Source organism: Tardiphaga sp., from assembly GCF_028290785.1.
In the GTDB taxonomy this organism is placed as follows: domain Bacteria; phylum Pseudomonadota; class Alphaproteobacteria; order Rhizobiales; family Xanthobacteraceae; genus Tardiphaga.
Genome location: NZ_JAQGJD010000320.1, coordinates 1 through 17,348, shown reverse-complemented (window position 1 = coordinate 17,348; position 17,348 = coordinate 1). Strand labels below are relative to the sequence as shown.

General features: G+C 64.3%; 18 protein-coding genes. 14 read left to right on the top strand and 4 right to left on the bottom strand.

Translation table 11 applies throughout. From position 1 onward, the window contains the following. Nucleotides 1–111 precede the first annotated feature (111 nt). Nucleotides 112–1,317, bottom strand: a complete 1,206-nt coding sequence (locus tag JWR89_RS20080) for an aminotransferase class I/II-fold pyridoxal phosphate-dependent enzyme (protein ID WP_299719358.1) — start codon at nt 1,315–1,317, stop codon at nt 112–114. 107 nt (nt 1,318–1,424) lie between these two features. Here JWR89_RS20080 and JWR89_RS20075 point away from each other — a divergent pair, with 107 nt between their 5' ends. Next, on the top strand, nt 1,425–2,840 hold the full coding sequence (locus tag JWR89_RS20075) for a M48 family metalloprotease (protein WP_299719356.1): 1,416 nt from the start codon (nt 1,425–1,427) through the stop codon (nt 2,838–2,840). Nucleotides 2,841–2,853: 13 nt separating this feature from the next. On the opposite strand, the gene JWR89_RS20070 is transcribed toward JWR89_RS20075, so the two are convergent. Next, entirely contained in the window at nt 2,854–3,900 is a 1,047-nt protein-coding gene (locus JWR89_RS20070) for an alpha/beta hydrolase (protein ID WP_299719354.1), read from the bottom strand. A gap of 267 nt (nt 3,901–4,167) precedes the next feature. On the opposite strand from JWR89_RS20070, the gene JWR89_RS20065 reads away from it, so the two are divergent. Further along, nucleotides 4,168–4,935, top strand: coding sequence for a DsbA family protein (locus JWR89_RS20065; protein ID WP_299719352.1), 768 nt, complete (start codon nt 4,168–4,170; stop codon nt 4,933–4,935). Between the two features lie 109 nt (nt 4,936–5,044). Here JWR89_RS20065 and JWR89_RS20060 read toward each other — a convergent pair whose 3' ends face one another. Then, nucleotides 5,045–5,203 carry a hypothetical protein gene (locus tag JWR89_RS20060; protein ID WP_299719350.1) on the bottom strand — a complete coding sequence of 53 codons (159 nt, stop codon included), beginning with the start codon at nt 5,201–5,203 and terminating at the stop codon, nt 5,045–5,047. Nucleotides 5,204–5,320: 117 nt separating this feature from the next. Here JWR89_RS20060 and JWR89_RS20055 point away from each other — a divergent pair, with 117 nt between their 5' ends. The 9 genes from JWR89_RS20055 (at nt 5,321) to JWR89_RS20015 (ending at nt 13,585) form a co-directional block, all read left to right on the top strand. Continuing rightward, nucleotides 5,321–5,527 carry a hypothetical protein gene (locus JWR89_RS20055; RefSeq protein ID WP_299719348.1) on the top strand — a complete coding sequence of 69 codons (207 nt, stop codon included), beginning with the start codon at nt 5,321–5,323 and terminating at the stop codon, nt 5,525–5,527. A gap of 222 nt (nt 5,528–5,749) precedes the next feature. Further along, entirely contained in the window at nt 5,750–6,484 is a 735-nt protein-coding gene (locus JWR89_RS20050; RefSeq protein WP_299719346.1) for a DUF1236 domain-containing protein, read from the top strand. A gap of 322 nt (nt 6,485–6,806) precedes the next feature. Continuing rightward, the gene (gene aroQ, locus JWR89_RS20045) at nt 6,807–7,262 is read left to right on the top strand and encodes a type II 3-dehydroquinate dehydratase (protein ID WP_299719345.1); all 456 of its coding nucleotides are present in this window, start codon (nt 6,807–6,809) and stop codon (nt 7,260–7,262) included. A gap of 39 nt (nt 7,263–7,301) precedes the next feature. Continuing rightward, entirely contained in the window at nt 7,302–7,790 is a 489-nt protein-coding gene (accB, locus tag JWR89_RS20040) for an acetyl-CoA carboxylase biotin carboxyl carrier protein (RefSeq protein ID WP_299719344.1), read from the top strand. A 169-nt stretch (nt 7,791–7,959) separates the two neighbouring features. After that, the gene (gene accC / locus JWR89_RS20035; protein WP_299719341.1) at nt 7,960–9,309 is read left to right on the top strand and encodes an acetyl-CoA carboxylase biotin carboxylase subunit; all 1,350 of its coding nucleotides are present in this window, start codon (nt 7,960–7,962) and stop codon (nt 9,307–9,309) included. 178 nt (nt 9,310–9,487) lie between these two features. Further along, complete coding sequence (locus tag JWR89_RS20030) at nt 9,488–11,044, top strand: CHASE3 domain-containing protein (RefSeq protein WP_299719338.1); 1,557 nt, start codon at nt 9,488–9,490, stop codon at nt 11,042–11,044. After that, entirely contained in the window at nt 11,041–11,481 is a 441-nt protein-coding gene (locus tag JWR89_RS20025) for a response regulator (RefSeq protein WP_299719335.1), read from the top strand. Before JWR89_RS20030 ends, JWR89_RS20025 begins: the two co-directional genes overlap by 4 nt. After that, nucleotides 11,478–12,572 carry a response regulator gene (locus JWR89_RS20020; RefSeq protein ID WP_299719333.1) on the top strand — a complete coding sequence of 365 codons (1,095 nt, stop codon included), beginning with the start codon at nt 11,478–11,480 and terminating at the stop codon, nt 12,570–12,572. Before JWR89_RS20025 ends, JWR89_RS20020 begins: the two co-directional genes overlap by 4 nt. A gap of 185 nt (nt 12,573–12,757) precedes the next feature. Continuing rightward, the gene (locus tag JWR89_RS20015; protein ID WP_299719331.1) at nt 12,758–13,585 is read left to right on the top strand and encodes a metallophosphoesterase; all 828 of its coding nucleotides are present in this window, start codon (nt 12,758–12,760) and stop codon (nt 13,583–13,585) included. On the opposite strand, the gene JWR89_RS20010 is transcribed toward JWR89_RS20015, so the two are convergent. After that, the gene (locus JWR89_RS20010) at nt 13,524–14,009 is read right to left on the bottom strand and encodes a cyclic nucleotide-binding domain-containing protein (RefSeq protein ID WP_299719329.1); all 486 of its coding nucleotides are present in this window, start codon (nt 14,007–14,009) and stop codon (nt 13,524–13,526) included. The genes JWR89_RS20015 and JWR89_RS20010 overlap by 62 nt on opposite strands. Nucleotides 14,010–14,258: 249 nt before the next feature. On the opposite strand from JWR89_RS20010, the gene JWR89_RS20005 reads away from it, so the two are divergent. The 3 genes from JWR89_RS20005 to upp form a co-directional block, all read left to right on the top strand. Continuing rightward, nucleotides 14,259–15,515, top strand: coding sequence for a GTP cyclohydrolase II (locus JWR89_RS20005; protein ID WP_299719327.1), 1,257 nt, complete (start codon nt 14,259–14,261; stop codon nt 15,513–15,515). A 10-nt stretch (nt 15,516–15,525) separates the two neighbouring features. Next, nucleotides 15,526–16,770: a URC4/urg3 family protein gene (locus JWR89_RS20000; protein WP_299719325.1), complete on the top strand. Its 1,245-nt coding sequence runs from the start codon at nt 15,526–15,528 to the stop codon at nt 16,768–16,770. A gap of 15 nt (nt 16,771–16,785) precedes the next feature. After that, nucleotides 16,786–17,348, top strand: a 563-nt coding sequence (upp, locus tag JWR89_RS19995) for a uracil phosphoribosyltransferase (RefSeq protein ID WP_299719323.1), incomplete at its 3' end; no start/stop codon positions are given.

Below are 17,348 nucleotides of genomic sequence, written 5' to 3'. Positions count from 1 at the left end.
GCGCGGCGACGGGCGGGATAATCGACAAAGGATTGGCTCCTGACAGGCGAGAATGGATTGCGCCGGCTATACCGCTGAAGTCGGCCGCGCGGCAAGCGAGCCTCGCGCAGATCAGCCGCGCGGGCCGCCCTCCTCGAGCCAACGGCCGATTCGGGCCACCGCCTCGTGCATGTCCGCGCTGGATTGGGCGTAGGAGAACCGCACATAGGAACGGCCGTGGATCGGATCGAAATCGACACCCGGCGTGGCGGCGACGTGCGCCTGCTGCAGCAACTGCTTGGCGAATTCGAGACTGTCGGAGGTGAATTTCGACACATCCGCATAAAGATAGAACGCGCCGTCGGCCGGCAGGAAGTCGCTGAGGCCGGCCTGCGGCAATCCCTCGATCAGAATGCGACGGTTGTCCTGGTAGCCGTGCTTGATGGCTTCCATCTCGTCGCGGCCGTCGAACGCCGCCTCGGCCGCGATCTGTGACAATGTCGGTACCGAGATCGACAGGTTCTGCTGTAGCCGTTCCATCGAGCGCACGAGTGGCTTCGGCACCACCATCCAGCCGACCCGCCAGCCTGTCATGCAGAAATATTTCGAGAACGAGTTGATCACCAGCGCGTCGTCGGACAGCGCCGCCGCGGTCACCGCCGGGAAGGCGTAATCGAGGCCGTGATAGATCTCGTCGGAAATGAAGCGGATGCCTGCGCCGTCGGCGGCGGCCATCAACCCGGTCAACGCCTCCTTCGACATCATGGTGCCGGTGGGGTTGGCGGGGCTGGCGACCAGCACGCCCTTCAACGGCGTCTTGCGATGGGCGTCGAGCAGCGCCTCGCCGGTCAGCGCGTGGCGGGTGTCGGCGTGGGTCTCGATCAGCACCGGCTCGCAGCCGAGCGCCTTGAGAATGTGCCGGTACGGCGGATAGCCGGGCACCGTGACGGCGACGCGGTCGCCGGGTTCGAACATCGCCAGAAACGCCAGAATGAACGCGCCGGACGAGCCGGTGGTGACGACGATCCGTTCGTCATCGATAGGGCAGCCATAGACGTCGCGATAGTGCCGCGCGATTCGCGCGCGCAGCGAGGGCGTGCCGAGCGCCGCGGTATAGTCGATCCGGCCCTGCGCCAGCGCGGTCTGCGCCGCGGCGATCGCCGTCTGCGGCGCGCCGGCCGCGGGCTGGCCGACCTCCATGTGGATGACGTGGCCGCCGGCCGCTTCGATCCGGGCCGCCGCGGCCATCACGTCCATCACCATGAACGGCGGAACATCGCTGCGCGCCGAGGCGGTCAACAGGCCGCTGGCGCGCGCTCTCAGTATCGTATCTGACATCAAAACCTGCTATTCCGCTGCTTCCGGCAGGGCGACCGGGGCGCCATGCCGCGCTCCCGCCGCATTATCCGGTTTGGTAGGCATATCTCGGATCCGAACCACGGCCAATGATGCAAGACCTGCGACAGCAGCCCGGCAGGGCTGCGCCTCGGACCTTCTCGAAACTGACCGCGCTGCTTGCCGCGGCAGCGCTGCTGGTTGCGCCGGTGGCGCGGGCGCAGGAAAATCGCGGCCCGCCGATCCTGCGCGACGCCGAGATCGAGCAGTTGCTGCGCGACTATACCCGCCCGATCCTGCGCGCCGCCGGGCTCGAGAAGCAGAACATCCAGGTTGCGATCATCAACAACGGCTCGTTCAACGCCTTTGTTGCCGACGGCCGTCGCATCTTCGTCAATTACGGCGCGCTGATGCAGTCGCAGACGCCGAACCAGCTGATCGGCGTGCTGGCCCATGAAACCGGCCATCTCGCCGGCGGACATCTCTCCAAGCTGCGCGAGCAGATGGCGCGTGCGCAGACCTCGATGATCGTGGCAATGCTGCTCGGCGTCGGCGCCATGGTGGCCGGCGCCAAGGGCGGCAGCAACGGTAGCAACAGCGGCGCCAGCAATATCGGCATGGCGGCGGTGAGCGCGCCGCAGGCGCTGTTCCAGAGCACCATGCTGTCCTACCAGCGCCAGCAGGAAGAAAACGCCGACCGCGCCGGCGTCAAGTTCCTCACCGACACCCAGCAGTCGCCGAAGGGCATGTACGAGACCTTCAAGCGGTTCTCCAGCGACAGCCTGTTCGCGGCCCGTGGCGCCGATCCCTACCAGCAGTCGCATCCGATGCCGCGCGAGCGCGTCGCGGCGCTGGAGGAATTCGCAAAATTGAGCCCCTATTGGGACAAGAAGGACGACCCTGCTTTGCAGCAGCGCCACGACCTGATGCGCGCCAAGACCTCCGGCTTCATGGAACAGCGCGATACCGTGATGCGCCGCTACCCGTCATCCGACACCTCCCTGCCCGCGCGCTATGCCCGCGCCATCGCCACCTATCGCCACGGCGACCTGCGCGACGCGGTGGCGCAGATCGACGGTCTGCTCGCAGTGCAGCCCAACAACGCCTATTTCCACGAGCTGAAGGGTCAGGCGCTGCTGGAAGGCGGCAAGCCCGCCGAGGCGGTGGCGCCGCTGCGCCGCGCCGTCCAGCTCGCCAATAACGCGCCGCTCATCGAGATGATGCTTGGGCAGGCGCTGGTGGCGTCAGACAACAAGGCCACGATCGACGAGGCGATCCGAATTCTGCGCGCTGCGGTGGCGCGCGAGACCGAGGCGCCGATCGGCTATTCCCAGCTCGCGATGGCCTATGGCCGCAAGGGCGATTATGCCGAGGCCGACCTGGCGTCGGCGCAAGCCGCATTTCTGCGCGGCGACAACAAGACCGCGCGCGACCTCGCTTCGCGCGCCAAGGCCCGCTTCGCCATCGGCACCCCCGGCTGGGTCAAGGCCGACGACATCATCGCCGCCAAGATGCCCGGGAAATAGCTCGCAACCCGTCCTAGCCGGCGACGTCGATGACGGCCTGGGCGAATTCCTGCGGCGCTTCCTGCGGCAGGTTGTGCCCGACGCCGCCGGTGACGACGCGGTGTTCGTAGCGGCCGGAAAATTTCCCGGCATAGGATTTGGCGTCCGGATGCGGCGCACCGTTGGCGTCGCTTTCAAGCGTGATCGTCGGCACGGCGATCACCGGGAATTCGGCTAGCCGCTTCTCGAGGTCGGCATATCGTGCCTCGCTCTCGCCCAGACCCAGCCGCCAGCGATAGTTGTGGATCACGATACCGACGTGATCGGGATTGTCGAAAGACGCCGCCGTGCGCTCGAAGGTGGCATCGTCGAAATTCCATTTCGGCGACGCCAGCCGCCAGATCAGCTTTGCGAAATCGCGCCGGTTGGCCTCGTAGCCGGCACGGCCGCGTTCCGTCGCAAAATAATATTGGTACCACCATGCAAGCTCGGCGGTGGGCGGCAACGGCATCTTGTTCGCCGCCTGGCTGCCGATCAGATAGCCGCTCACCGAGACAAGCGCCTTGCAGCGCTCCGGCCATAACGCAGCAACGATGGCGGCCGTTCGTGCTCCCCAGTCGAAACCGCCGAGCGTTGCTTTCTCAATTCGCAGCGCATCCATGAAGGCCGTGAGATCGACCGCAAGCGCGGCCTGCTGACCGTTTCGCATCGTGGCGTCCGAAAGAAAGCGTGTCGTGCCATAGCCGCGCAGATACGGCACGACGACCCGGTAGCCAGCCGCGGCCAGTGCGGGCGCGACATCGACGAAGCTGTAAATATCGTAGGGCCAGCCGTGCAGCAGGATGACGACGGGGCCGTCGGCGGGGCCGGCCTCGGCGTAGCCGACATTGAGGACACCGGCATCGATCTGCTTGAGCGGGCCAAACGACACGTTGGTGCCGGCCTTGATGGCAACTGGACTTGCAGATTTTGCGCTGCCGGATTGCGCCTTGGCGAAATCGAAGACGCCGAATTGGCCGGCGGCGGCCATCGCCGCAGCGCCCACGAGCCGACGACGCAGATGGTCGATACGGTCTGACATTGGTTCCCTCCAAATGGCGCAAAGCGCGCCAGCCTGAGTGAAATGACCAGGGCTAAAACTGGATCGCCGGCGCCGATTTCGCAAGGGAGCCGTCCAACGAACGTGCCAATCGCCTTCAAATACTGGCCATTGCCTATCACGCGGAGTTGCGAAAGATCGACGGCCCATCGCTTCACAAATTACGCATATTTCAGCCGCAAAATGCTAACGAACGTCCAGATTGTCCGCCGTTTACACCACCGGCTTCCCCCAAAGGATTTTTTGCCTATGCCGTCGTTTCGTTTTCTGAAGTCTGCCGCCGTTGCGCTCGCTTTATGCGCCCTGCCCGCGGTCGCCTCGGCGCAGAGTTTCAACGATGCCCAGCGCAGCGAGATTCAGACCATCATCAAGGACTACCTGCTGACGCATCCCGAGATCCTCGAGGAAGTCTCCGCCGAACTGACCAAGCGCCAGGCCACGGCCGAGGCCGAGAAGCATGCCGCTGCGGTCTCTGCGAACGCCAACGTCATCTTCAACTCGCCGCGCGGCGTTACCGTCGGCAACAAGGACGGCGACGTTACCTTCGTCGAGTTCTTCGATTACAACTGCGGCTACTGCAAGAAGGCCATGACCGACATGGTCGAGATCATGAAGGCCGATCCGAAGCTGAAGGTCGTGCTGAAGGAATTCCCGGTGCTCGGACCGGGCTCGGTGGAAGCCGCGCAGGTCGCCGTCGCCGTGCGCATGCAGGACCCCACCGGCAAGAAGTATCTCGCCTTCCACCAGAACCTGCTCGGTGGCCGCGGCCAGGCCGACAAGGCCCGCGCTTTGGCCGCCGCCAAGGAAGCCGGCCTCGACATGGCCCGGCTGGAAAAGGATTTCAGCAGCCCGGAAGTGCGCGCCACCATCGAGGAGAACTTCAAGCTCGCGGAAGCCATGGGCATGAACGGCACGCCAAGCTACGTAATCGGCAAGCAGGTGGTGATCGGCGCCGTCGGCATCGACGCGCTGAAGGAAAAGGTCAGCAATGCCCGTTGCGGCAAGGCGCTGTGCTGATCGATCCGACCGTCTCCATCGACTAACAAACGAAAACCGGCTGCACTGCAGCCGGTTTTTTCGTATCGAGCGTCAGTGAATAAAGCAACCCGGCGCTGTTCCCTGCAAATTACACCACTTCTTCCTCGCTTGCCTCGTCGCTGACTTCGAACCGCGCCAACTTGCCGGCCGTATTTTCGAGCACGCCAGCAACGAAGTTGGACACCGTCGATTCGATCGGAGCCGCATCGGCAATTTTCCGTACGATTAGTTCGACCAACGCTGTCATCTTCAATTTCCTGTTCGAACATCAATTCATATGCATTGAATTGGTTCCTGCACCTCCTCGCCCAGGTCGCCTGGAACATCCCAGCGCAGACGGCATTGCCACTGTGGAGGGCGCCACATGCCGAAGTATCATTTCGAAATCGTCGATGGTTACAAGCTGGAAGACCCTGTCGGGCTGGAATGCCGCGACGAGCTCCAGGCCAGGACCGTGGCGAAAGACATTGCGCGACAGATCGCCATCGACATCGAAAGCACGACGCAGCGAAACGTGGTGGTCGTCGATGACGACGGCGAGGAAATATACAAGACGCCCATCACAAGCTGACCAGACCCGTTTTGTTCTTCTGGAACGAACAGGGGACGGTATATTCCGGGCGACCGAGTGTTAAGGTAGTCCTAATGCCTCCGCCATTTTCCTGCGCATGAACCCAGCATCTCGAGATATCGGCGCCTGACTCCAACAGCAGCGTGGAACGCAGATTTTCTTCGGAACATAGCCTCGCAGCTCCCGTTGTTGAGCGGGCAATGCGAACACGAGGAGAATTCCATGAACAACCGTTTATTGATGAGCGTCGCCGTCGCCGCCATGATTGCCGGTACCGGTTTTGCCAATGCGCAAGCCGGCATGAGCCGTGAGGCCCCAGCGGCCGGCTCGTCCGCGCAGGGAGCGCCTGCGCGATCCCCTGCCGCCGATCGGGCCGCGCCGGCCGAACACAGCGCGCCGGTGAACAAGGACGAGGCGACCGATACTTCGAAGCGCCCCGAGGCCGGTGCTGACGTCAAGTCCACCCAATCCGATGACAAGATGCAGCGTGACAACGGTGCCAAGCGCGCCACGGACACGACGCGCGACAATGCCAAGCCGACTGCCGCACAGGCCAACGATACCAAGTCTGGCGACGCCAAGGCCGGCAAGGACATGAAGGCCGAGGGCCGCGACGCCAATCCGAACGCCAAGGCGGCGACGGACAACAAGGCTGCGGCTGACAGCAAGTCGGGCACCACGACGGGACAGGCCGGCGCCGGCGCCAAGCTCTCAACCGAGCAACGCACCAAGATCACCACCACGATTAAGCAGCAGAACATCAAGCCGGTGACCAACGTCAACTTCTCGATCTCGGTCGGCACCCGCGTGCCACGCGACGTCGGCTTCCATCCGTTGCCGGCGGAAATCATCACCGTGTATCCGGACTGGCGCGGCTATGAGTTCTTCCTGGTCAACAACGAGATCATCGTCGTGAACCCCCGCACGCTGGAAATCGTCGCCGTGCTCGACGCATAACGATCAAGCATATCAGGTACAGCGAGGGCGGGCCGCCAGGTCCGCCCTTTCTCGTGGTTAGGGCGTCGAACGCCGCAACCACGCCCGGTCGGGCCCACACACCACCCCAGGGCCGCCAACCCCGCCGAGACTTCCGCCAAGCTACCGCGGCGGTCTGCTTCAACCGTGGTTAACGTAGGGTCCGCCCCACAACCCAGCAGGTTTTAATGAATGGTGGGAGGTATTTGACTGGGGGAACCTGCACCCTCAAGGCTTCCCTCCGGCGTTGAGGTTACCTATAAACCCCGGACGCCCGCGCCTCGCGCGCCAGCCGGGAACCCTGATGGCAAAAACAGTTTACGTGCTCAACGGCCCGAACCTCAACCTGCTGGGAATCCGTGAGCCCGAAACCTACGGCCATGCCACGCTGGCCGACGTCGAGAAGATGTGCGTCGAGGCCGCTGCCCGGTTCGGCCTGACGGCCGATTGCCGGCAGTCGAACCATGAGGGCGAATTGATCGACTTCATCCACGAGGCCCGCGAAAAAGGCGTCGTGGGCATCGTGATCAATGCCGGCGGCTACTCGCACACCTCCATTGCGCTGCATGACGCGCTGGTCGGCGTGAAGATCCCCGCCGTCGAAGTGCACGTCAGCAACGTCTACCAGCGTGAGAACTTTCGCCACCACTCCTTCACCGCCAAGGCCGCCTTCGCCAGTCTGTGCGGGTTCGGCATTGAGGGCTACCGCCTCGCCATCAGCGGCCTCGCGGCCAAAATCGGCGCCACGGCGGCCGCCTGACGCCCCATCTTTCAACCCCATTGAATTTGGATTTCCCCCATGGCCCGCAAGCCTGACGAAACTTCCACGACGACCCCGAAGGCCAGCGACGACAGCGCGATGATCCGCGAACTGGCGCTGCTGCTCGACGAGACCAACCTTACCGAGATCGAGGTCGAGCGCGCCGGTCTGCGCGTCCGCGTCGCCCGCAACATCAGCGTCGCCGCGTCCGTGCCGGCGAACTACCAGCCGGCACCGCAATATGCCGCCGCGCCCGCCCCGGTCGCTGCAGCGCCGGTGGAAGCCGCCAAGCATCCGGGCGCGGTGCCCTCGCCGATGGTCGGCACGGTGTACTGGGCGTCCGAACCCGGCGCCCGCCCGTTCGTCGAGGTCGGCACCAAGGTGGCCGTCGGCCAGACCCTGGTGATCATCGAAGCCATGAAGACCATGAACCAGATCCCGGCGCCGCGCGGCGGCACCGTAACGCAGATCCTCGTCGAAGACGGCGCGCCGGTGGAATACGGCGAGCCGCTGGTCATTATCGAGTAACAAGGCTCACGTCATCCCGAGGCGCTCGCCTCAGGCGGAGTTCTTGCTCCGCCGCCACGGCGAGCCTCGAAGGATGAGGGCTCAGTGCATGCGACCATCCTTCGAGGCGCGCAAGGGCGCGCTCCTCAGGATGACGAAGCGTCCGCGGATGTGACGGAAAGCAGATACGATGTTCGAAAAAATTCTGATAGCCAACCGCGGCGAGATCGCGCTGCGCATCCTGCGGGCTTGCAAGGAGCTCGGCATCGCCACCGTGGCCGTGCACTCCACGGCCGACGCCGATGCCATGCATGTGCGCTTGGCCGACGAGAGCGTCTGCATCGGCCCGCCGGCGTCAAAGGACAGCTATCTCAACATCCCCTCCTTGCTGGCGGCCTGCGAGATCACCGGCGCCGACGCCGTGCATCCCGGCTACGGCTTCCTGTCGGAGAACGCGCGCTTCGCCGAGATCCTCAAAGACCACAACCTGCATTTCATCGGCCCGAAGGCCGAGCACATCCGGCTGATGGGCGACAAGATCGAGGCCAAGAAAACCGCCAAGCGGCTCGGGATCCCCGTGGTGCCCGGCTCCGAGGGCGGCGTCGGCCCCGAAGACGACGCCATGGCGATCGCGCGCGAGATCGGCTTCCCGGTGCTGGTCAAGGCCGCGTCCGGCGGCGGCGGTCGCGGCATGAAGGTGGCGCAAACCGAAGCCGACCTGATGCTGGCGTTATCGACCGCGGCGACGGAGGCGAAGGCCGCGTTCGGCGACGCCTCGGTCTACCTTGAAAAGTATCTGCAGAAGCCGCGCCACATCGAGATCCAGGTGCTCGGCGACGGCCGCGGCGGCGCCATCCATCTCGGCGAGCGCGACTGTTCGCTGCAGCGCCGCCACCAGAAGATCTGGGAGGAAGGCCCCTCGCCCATCCTGTCCGCCGCCGCACGCGCGAAAATCGGTGCGACTTGCGCCAAGGCGATGCAGGAGATGCAGTATCTCGGCGTCGGCACCATTGAATTTCTCTATGAGGACGGCGAGTTCTACTTCATCGAGATGAACACCCGGATCCAGGTCGAGCATCCCGTCACCGAGATGATCACCGATATCGACCTTGTGCTGGAGCAGATCCGTATCGCCGCCGGCGGCGACCTGCCCTGCACCCAGGAAGAGATCGTCATCAACGGCCATTCCATCGAGTGCCGCATCAATGCCGAGAACCCGGAAACCTTCCGGCCTTCGCCCGGCCGGATCACCCAGTATCACCCGCCCGGCGGCCTCGGCGTGCGGATCGATTCGGCGGTTTACCAGGGCTATGTGATCCCGCCCTATTACGACTCGCTGGTCGGCAAGCTGATCGTGCACGGCAAGACCCGCGCCGAATGCCTGATGCGGCTGCGCCGCGCGCTCGACGAGATCGTGGTCGATGGTATCGAGACCACGCTGCCGCTGTTCCGGGCGTTGGCGCGCGAAAAAGACATCATCGAAGGCGATTACCACATCCACTGGCTCGAACAGTATTTGGCCGGTAAGGCGACTGCCTGAACACGCCGTCCGGCGCGCCGGGTCTGAGGCAGGCGCTGCCAACCTCAGTGCGAAAGGCCTCACGCGAGCCCTTCGCAACGACAGGCGAATTTTCCAGAAATATTATTTCGATCCGGGAACCCTTCGCCCGGATTGGCGTTTACGCGCTGCCCGGGGGCTTTCCCGGTGCGGGGGACATGTGACTCAATCTACAAGCCAGAAAACCGTTCCTGGGACCGCTGACAGCGCTCGCAGGCGCTCCATCGGCCAGATCCTGCTGCTTGCGGCGGGCTTTCTGGTGCTGGTGGCGATCAGTGCGTCCTCGGTGATCCTGGTCAACGCGGCGCGCCGGGACTCCGGCATGGTGGTCCACACCGTCGAGGCGGAAAACCAGATCTCGACCCTGCTGCTGGAAATTCGCCGCGCCGAAAGCGCCGCCCGGGCATATATGTTGAACGCGCAGCCAAGCTTCCTCACCGAGCATGAAGCCGCCGTGGCCGCTATCGTGCCCGGGCTGGATAAACTCGCGGACCTGACGGCAGACAACTCCGTGCAAGTGGAGAACATCAAGAAGCTGCGCGCAGCCATCGCCACGCGCATGGCTGAATTTGCGAAGGCGGTTGGCTTCGTGAAACAGAACGATGCACCCAGCGCCGTCGCCATGCTGCCCCAGACCGGCGCCGGTGCGGCCGTGCAGGCGATCGCCGACATTTCCCGGGCGATGCGCGCGGAGGAAGACAGGCTGTTCATCCAGCGCACCCGCACGGCCGACAGCACCCAGCAACTCGCGTCCATCGTCACGGTGACCGGCTCGGGCCTGGTCATTGCGCTGGCCGGCCTGTCGATCTTCCTGGTGCAGCGCTCGTCACGCGCCCGCGACGAAGCCGAGGCGCAGTTGCGCGAGAACAATCTCAACCTGGAATCCACCGTCGAGGAGCGCACTGCCGACCTGCGCGAAGCCAACGACGAGATCCAGCGCTTCGCCTATATCGTCAGCCACGATCTGCGTTCGCCCTTGGTCAACATCATGGGCTTCACCAGCGAACTCGAGGAACTGCGCGGCGACATCTTCCGCCGCATCGCCTCGCTGGCCAACGACACCCCGGTAGTTCCCGATGTCAACGGCGAGCTGCCGGAACCGGCCCTGCCCGAGCAGGACAAGCAACTATCCGCTGATTTCACCGAGGCGCTCGGCTTCATCAAGTCCTCGATCGGCAAGATGGACCGCCTGATCAGCGCGATCCTCAACCTCACGCGCGAGGGCCGCCGCGAGTTCAAGCCGGTCAAGATCGATACCCGCGACCTGATCGAGAATATCGCCTCCACCGTTGCGCATCAGGCCGCCGAGACCGAGACCACGATCCGCGTCGAGCCGCTGCCGGATATCGTCAGCGACCGGCTGGCGCTGGAGCAGATCTTCTCCAACCTCATCGATAACGCGATCAAATATCTCAAGCCCGGCGTGCCCGGCGACATCCTGGTCAAGGGCCGCACCAAGATGGGCTTCGCGATTTATGAAATCGTTGACAATGGTCGCGGCATTGACCCGAAAGACCACCAGCGCATCTTTGATCTTTTCCGCCGGGCGGGTACACAGGACAAACCGGGCCAGGGTATCGGCCTGGCGCATGTCCGCGCGTTGGTCAGGCGCCTCGGCGGCACCATGTCGGTGTCGTCGGAACTCGGCGCTGGCAGCAATTTCACCGTCACCTTGCCGGCCAGATGGACGGGCACCAACCGGGATAAGCAAGCATGAGCAAGCCAGTCACCATCATCATGATCGAGGACGACGAGGGCCACGCCCGCCTGATCGAGCGCAACATCCGCCGCTCCGGCGTCAACAACGAGATCATTCCGTTCACCAACGGTACAGATGCCATCAACTACCTGTTCGGCAAGGATGCCAGCGGTCAGGCCCACAAGGGCGAAGCACTGCTGATCCTGCTCGATCTCAATCTGCCCGACATGACCGGGATCGACATCCTGCGCAAGGTCAAGGAGAACGACTTTCTCAAATGCGCGCCTGTCGTGGTGCTTACCACCACGGACGACGCGCAGGAGATCAAGCGCTGCTACGAACTCGGCTGTAACGTCTACATCACCAAGCCGGTGAACTACGAGAGCTTCGCCAACGCCATCCGCCAACTCGGTCTGTTCTTCTCCGTCATTCAGGTTCCGCAAGCCGCTTCATGACATCTGCCAAAACGCCCACGCTGCTTTACATCGATGACGACGCCGGCCTCGCACGGCTGGTGCAGCGTGGCCTGACGCGGCAGGGCTTTGCCGTGGAACATTGCGATAACGGCGAGGCTGGCATCGCGCGCATCCTACAGGGCGGCATCGACGTCATCGCGCTCGACCAGTACATGCCCGGACTCGACGGGCTGGAAACGCTCGAACAGATCCAGAAGCAGGCAGATGCGCCGCCGGTGGTGTTCGTTACGGCCTCGCAGGACTCCAAGATCGCGGTCACCGCGCTGAAGGCCGGCGCGGTCGATTACATCGTCAAGGACACCCAGGGCGATTTCGTGCCCCTGCTCCACGTTGCAGCGACTTCGGCGTTGAAGCAGGCGCTGATCAGCAAGGCGCGCGACGATGCCGAGGCGGAAGTCCACGCCTCCCGCGACCGCTACGCCGCGCTCGCCGCCGAGCGCGAAGTGCTGTTGCGCGAGGTCAATCACCGCGTCGGTAACTCGCTGCAGATCATCGCCTCGCTGCTGCACCTGCAGGCCAATTCCGCCAACGACGATCACGTCAAGGCGGCGCTGACCAATGCGATGGGCCGCGTCGCCGCGGTGGCACAGGTGCACCGCCGGTTGTACACTTCGCACGATCTCAAGAGCGTGCTGCTGAATCAGTATCTCGAAGCGTTGCTGGAAGACCTGCGCCGTTCCGCCGAAGGCAACCGAATGTCGCGGCTGACCCTGAAGGCCGAGGCGGTCGAGATCGATCCGGACCGCGCGGTGGCGATCGGTATCATTGTCAACGAACTCGTCATGAACGCCGTGAAATACGCCTATCCCGACGGCGCCGGCCCGATCCATGTGGTGCTGACCGCACAGGGCGACGCGCTCGAGCTTTCGATCACCGACGACGGCGTCGGCCTCAACGTCAAGGTCGATCCGCGCTCCACCGGCATGGGTCAGCGCATCGTCCAAGCCATGGCCACCAAGCTCGAAGCCACCGTCGAGCGCGACCCCACGCATAGCGGCACGCGCATCGTGCTGCGTTTTTGCGCAGTGACCAAACCCGCGGTCGCACCATCGCTGAGCGCAGCGAGCTGACTACATTTCGCCGACTCTATCCGTATCGGCGATTTTCGAAAGCGGTCCAGCCATTCGGTACCAATCGCGACAGCGGTGAGATGTAAGGTCGCGGCCGCCGATCTTGCCCGCGGCAGGATTCCCTTTAAGATCGTGCTTTCTGTTGCACCGTCCTGGCTTCCTCTCCTGCCCTGGATTGCTGGCGCATGCGCTGCCTCGTCGTCGCCGACTTGCACTACTCGCTGCCGCAGTTCGACTGGCTACTGAGCGTGGCGTCGAATTTCGACCTCGTCATCTTCGCTGGCGATGCGCTCGATATCGGATCGGAGGTGGATTTTCGCGCTCAGATCGTCGTGGTGAAGAAGTACCTTGCGCTGCTGTCCGGCCTCACCCGGGTCATCCTGTGCTCCGGCAACCACGATCTCGACGAACGTAACGACGAGGGCGAGAAGTTCGCGCGCTGGATCGGCGACGTCCGCACGCTAGGCATCGCCTGCGACGGCGACAGCCTGACCATCGGCGACACGCTGTTTACGGTGTGCCCATGGTGGGACGGCCCGTTGCTGCGCCGGCGCATCGAGCAGCAGTTGCAGGACGCCTCGGCCGGGCGGCTGAAACGCTGGATCTGGGTGCACCATGCGCCACCGGCGAACTCACCCACCAGTTGGGGCGGCAACCGATATTTTGGCGACGTTGAGCTGGAGCAATGGATCCAGGGCCACCAGCCCAGCATGGTGATATCAGGTCATGTTCATCAGTCGCCGTTCATCGCGGACGGTTCGTGGTTCGACCAGCTCGGCCAAACCTGGGTTTTCAATGCCGGTCACCAATTCGGAAGACCGCCCGCCTTCATCGTGCTTGATATCGACGACGGCGCTGCTTTTTGGCTGTCGGCGGCCGGCGACGAGCGCATTGACCTCAACGCCCCGCTGCAGCGACCGGCGGCGCTGATCGACCTTGCGCCGGCCTGGCTTACATCCTTGGGTCGGGTTGTCGATCCGACCCTGGCGACACCTTCGACGACGGCTGGTTGACCATGCTTTCGAGGAGATCGCCGACCATCGCGAGGTGGTTGCCGTGGTCGGCATATTGCCGCTTGATATCGGCCAGGTATGAGGTCGCGACGTTGAGCCGCTGCGCCAGCAGCCGCGCGATCAGCAGCGCCACTGCCGGATGTTCGCGCAGGAATGAGGCGGCATCGCCGAACTCATAGATCGTGGAGTCCGTCGTCGCCCGCACGGTCGCGGTGTGCGGCTGTTCGAGCAGCACCGACATCTCGCCGAGCACCGCACCGGGCTCGGTGAGGCTGGCCACCACGGTGTCGCCCTTCACCACGTCGAACTGTCCGTCGATCAGCACATAAAGGTGGCCCGTGGTCTGCCCCTCATGGATGATCAGCGTCCCCGCGGGCACGCGGCGCGTCGTCCCGCCGCTGCAGTAGTCCAGAACGGCACGCATCGTAGCGGCACTCCATGACCATCAGATCGGCCATGGTCGCCGCAGCGGCTCGATCAGACAAGCACGCCGTTGCTGAAATTGTCGGCAGCGCGCCAGCCGCAAGATCGCGGTGACGCAAAGCATTAAGCACAGCCACCCACCCGGCTTTCCCCCTGTTGCATTCATTCCTGAGTTGGGTATTATTCATTGCTTCCTTGGTAACGGGCCCGTCTTTCAGGCGGGCCGTTGCCTTTTCAGGGGGCCTTTGCGATGACGCGTTCCAATCGGGTCGACCATATCCGGCTGACCTCGCACCCGGCGCCGGGCGCCGTTCACGACTTCCCGATCCACTGGGGCGCCCCGACCGCGCGCGAACGCGGGCCGGTGATCGGCACGGTGTCGCGCCCGCAGGACCGCAACGTCATCGGCACCCATGGCGGCTCCTATTCGGTGTACCGCGCGCTGGCCGTGTCCTCCGGCGCACTCGATCCGCTGCGCCGCCCCGACCTGCACAACACCCATCCCGCCGCCAATGTCGGCCCGTTCGAGCAGTGGATCGATCCGCAGAAGATCGTCTCGCTCGATCCGTGGGGCCATCTCGTCGGTGAAAACTTCGCCACCGAGATCGCCGAAGGCATCGACATCCGCCCGAGCATCGCGATCACCAAGGCGCGGCTCGACCTGATCGAACTGCAGTCCGCCATCACGGCCGGCCGCCTCAAGCACGATGGCGAAGTCGTGCATGCCAATGGCAGCGTCTCCGTGGTCAAGATCGCCATCGACCCGGTCTGGCACCTGCCCGGCCTGGCCGCGCGGTTCGGCACCACCGAAAACAATCTGCGCCGCCAGCTATTCGAACAGACCGCCGGCATGTTTCCCGAACTGGTGACACGGCCCGACCTGCAGGTTTTCCTGCCGCCGATCGGCGGCATCACCGCTTACCTGTTCGGCGACGTCACCAAGCTGCCGGACCACACCACCAAAATCACCTGCCGCGTCCATGACGAGTGCAACGGCTCCGACGTGTTCGGCTCCGACATCTGCACCTGCCGGCCCTATCTGATCCACGGCATCGAGGAATGCGCGAAGGCCGGGCAGAACGGCGGCCTCGGCATCATCATCTACAACCGCAAGGAAGGCCGCGCGCTCGGCGAGGTCACCAAATTCCTCGTCTACAACGCGCGCAAGCGCCAGGAAGGCGGCGACGCCGCCGCGCAGTACTTCGAGCGCACGGAATGCGTCGCCGGTGTGCAGGACGCCCGCTTCCAGCAATTGATGCCGGACGTGATCCACTGGCTCGGCCTCAAGCGTATCGATCGCTTCATCTCGATGAGCGACATGAAGCACGACGCGCTGACCAGCCAGGGCGTCGAGATCATCGAGCGTGTTTCGATCCCCGACGACATGATCCCGGCCGATGCCCATGTCGAAATGACCGCCAAGAAGGCCGCCGGCTACTATTCGCCGGAGCCGGTGAAACCGGAGGACCTCGCGGACTCCGTCGGTCGTTCGCTGGAAAAATATTGAGAGCATCGACGTGAATTCTCTCAACCCGGATACTTCCGCCGCGCTGTCGCTGCTGTCCGCCCGCGCCGTTCGCGAACGCGCCCATCGCCTGCTGGCGATCGGGCTTGATGACAAGCTGCCAAACTTCCGTATCGACCTCGGCCGCATGGATGCCGCGGTCGATCTGGTGCTGCAGACCACCCGCGCGGCCTACCCGTCGCTCGACGTGCCCTTCCACTCCCGCTGGCGGCATTTCGTCACGTCAGGCGACAACCGCTGGGCGGCGCTCGCCGGCGCCACCGCATGGCCGGACCCTGCGGCGCGCGCCCGCGCCGAATTCGACCTTGCCATCGTCAGCGTCTTCCTCGACGCCGGCGCCGGCCCGACCTGGCGTTTCCACGATCCCAAGACCGGCACCGCCATCGGCCGCTCCGAAGGCCTCGGTCTCGCCAGCCTGGCGATGTTCGCGTCCGGCGCGTTCTCCGGCGATCCACAGCAGCCGCTACGCGCCGACGCCGCGGTGCTCGAGAAGCTCACGGTTGCCGACCTGCAAAATGGAATGCAGGTGTCGGAGACCAATCCCCTCGTCGGCATCGAAGGCCGCGCCGATCTGCTGCGTCGGCTCGGCGCGCTGGTGGCATCGAAGCCCGAAATATTCGGCATGCACGACACGCCACGTCCCGGCGGGCTGTTCGACCAGCTTGTGCTGCTCAGCCACAACGGGAAGCTCCCCGCGGCCACCATCCTGTCGGTGCTGCTGCAGCGGCTCGGCGCGATCTGGCCGTCGCGGCTGACCCTGGGCGGCATCGCGCTCGGCGATTGCTGGAAGCACCCGGCGCTGAAATCCGATGATGCGACCTCCGAACTGATGCCGCTGCACAAGCTGTCGCAGTGGCTGTCCTATTCGCTGATCGAACCGCTGCAGACGGCGGGCATCGAGGTCACCGACATCGACGGCCTCACCGGTCTGGCCGAATACCGTAATGGCGGGTTGTTCGTCGATATCGGGGTGCTCGCCTTTCGCGATCCCGCAGACGCGGTGCGCGAGCACGATGTATCGTCGTCGCTGGTGGTCGAATGGCGCGCGCTGACCGTGGCGCTGCTCGACCGTCTCGCCGAAGGCGTCCGCGCCAAACTGCAGCTCGACGCCAACTCGCTGCCGCTGGCGAAAATACTCGAAGGCGGCTCATGGGCCGCCGGGCGCGTACTGGCGCGTCAGCGCCGCGAAGATTCCTCGCCGCCGGTCAAGGTGATCAGCGACGGTACCGTTTTCTAACCTCAGGGAAAAAACATGGACGGCGTCACGATCGTTAACCACCCATTGGTGCAGCACAAGCTGACGCTGATCCGCGACAAGAAGCGCTCGACGAAGGGGTTCCGCGAACTGCTCAACGAGATCGGCATGCTGCTGTGCTACGAGGTGACGCGCGACCTGCCGCTCGTCGACGTCGAGATCGAGACGCCGCTAACCAAAATGACCGGCAAGGAGATCGCCGGCAAGAAGCTGGTATTCGCACCGATCCTGCGCGCCGGCCTGTCCTTCGTCGAAGGCATGATCGACCTGGTGCCCTCCGCGCGCATCGCCCATATCGGCCTGTACCGCGATCCCGAGACCTTTGTCGCCGTGGAATACTTCTTCAAGGCGCCGACCAACCTCGAGGAGCGTCTGGTGATCGTGATCGATCCGATGCTGGCGACCGCCAACACCGCCGTGGCGGCGATCGACCGCATCAAGGAGCGCGGCGCCAAGGACATCCGCTTTGTCTGCCTGCTGGCAGCGCCGGAAGGCATCGAGCGGCTGCGCGGCTATCACCCGGACGTGCCGATCTGGACCGCCGCGATCGACGAGCGCCT

Excerpts from the sequence above, each read along its gene's own strand:
- aroQ (WP_299719345.1), top strand. The coding sequence starts at position 6,807 with ATGGCAAAAACAGTTTACGTGCTCAACGGCCCGAACCTCAACCTGCTG.
- JWR89_RS20015 (WP_299719331.1), top strand. The coding sequence starts at position 12,758 with ATGCGCTGCCTCGTCGTCGCCGACTTGCACTACTCGCTGCCGCAGTTC.
- JWR89_RS20080 (WP_299719358.1), bottom strand. The coding sequence starts at position 1,317 with ATGTCAGATACGATACTGAGAGCGCGCGCCAGCGGCCTGTTGACCGCC.
- JWR89_RS20075 (WP_299719356.1), top strand. The coding sequence starts at position 1,425 with ATGATGCAAGACCTGCGACAGCAGCCCGGCAGGGCTGCGCCTCGGACC.
- JWR89_RS20010 (WP_299719329.1), bottom strand. The coding sequence starts at position 14,009 with ATGCGTGCCGTTCTGGACTACTGCAGCGGCGGGACGACGCGCCGCGTG.
- accC (WP_299719341.1), top strand. The coding sequence starts at position 7,960 with ATGTTCGAAAAAATTCTGATAGCCAACCGCGGCGAGATCGCGCTGCGC.
- JWR89_RS20050 (WP_299719346.1), top strand. The coding sequence starts at position 5,750 with ATGAACAACCGTTTATTGATGAGCGTCGCCGTCGCCGCCATGATTGCC.
- JWR89_RS20055 (WP_299719348.1), top strand. The coding sequence starts at position 5,321 with ATGCCGAAGTATCATTTCGAAATCGTCGATGGTTACAAGCTGGAAGAC.
- JWR89_RS20005 (WP_299719327.1), top strand. The coding sequence starts at position 14,259 with ATGACGCGTTCCAATCGGGTCGACCATATCCGGCTGACCTCGCACCCG.
- JWR89_RS20025 (WP_299719335.1), top strand. The coding sequence starts at position 11,041 with ATGAGCAAGCCAGTCACCATCATCATGATCGAGGACGACGAGGGCCAC.
- JWR89_RS20020 (WP_299719333.1), top strand. The coding sequence starts at position 11,478 with ATGACATCTGCCAAAACGCCCACGCTGCTTTACATCGATGACGACGCC.
- accB (WP_299719344.1), top strand. The coding sequence starts at position 7,302 with ATGGCCCGCAAGCCTGACGAAACTTCCACGACGACCCCGAAGGCCAGC.
- JWR89_RS20065 (WP_299719352.1), top strand. The coding sequence starts at position 4,168 with ATGCCGTCGTTTCGTTTTCTGAAGTCTGCCGCCGTTGCGCTCGCTTTA.
- JWR89_RS20060 (WP_299719350.1), bottom strand. The coding sequence starts at position 5,203 with ATGACAGCGTTGGTCGAACTAATCGTACGGAAAATTGCCGATGCGGCT.
- JWR89_RS20070 (WP_299719354.1), bottom strand. The coding sequence starts at position 3,900 with ATGTCAGACCGTATCGACCATCTGCGTCGTCGGCTCGTGGGCGCTGCG.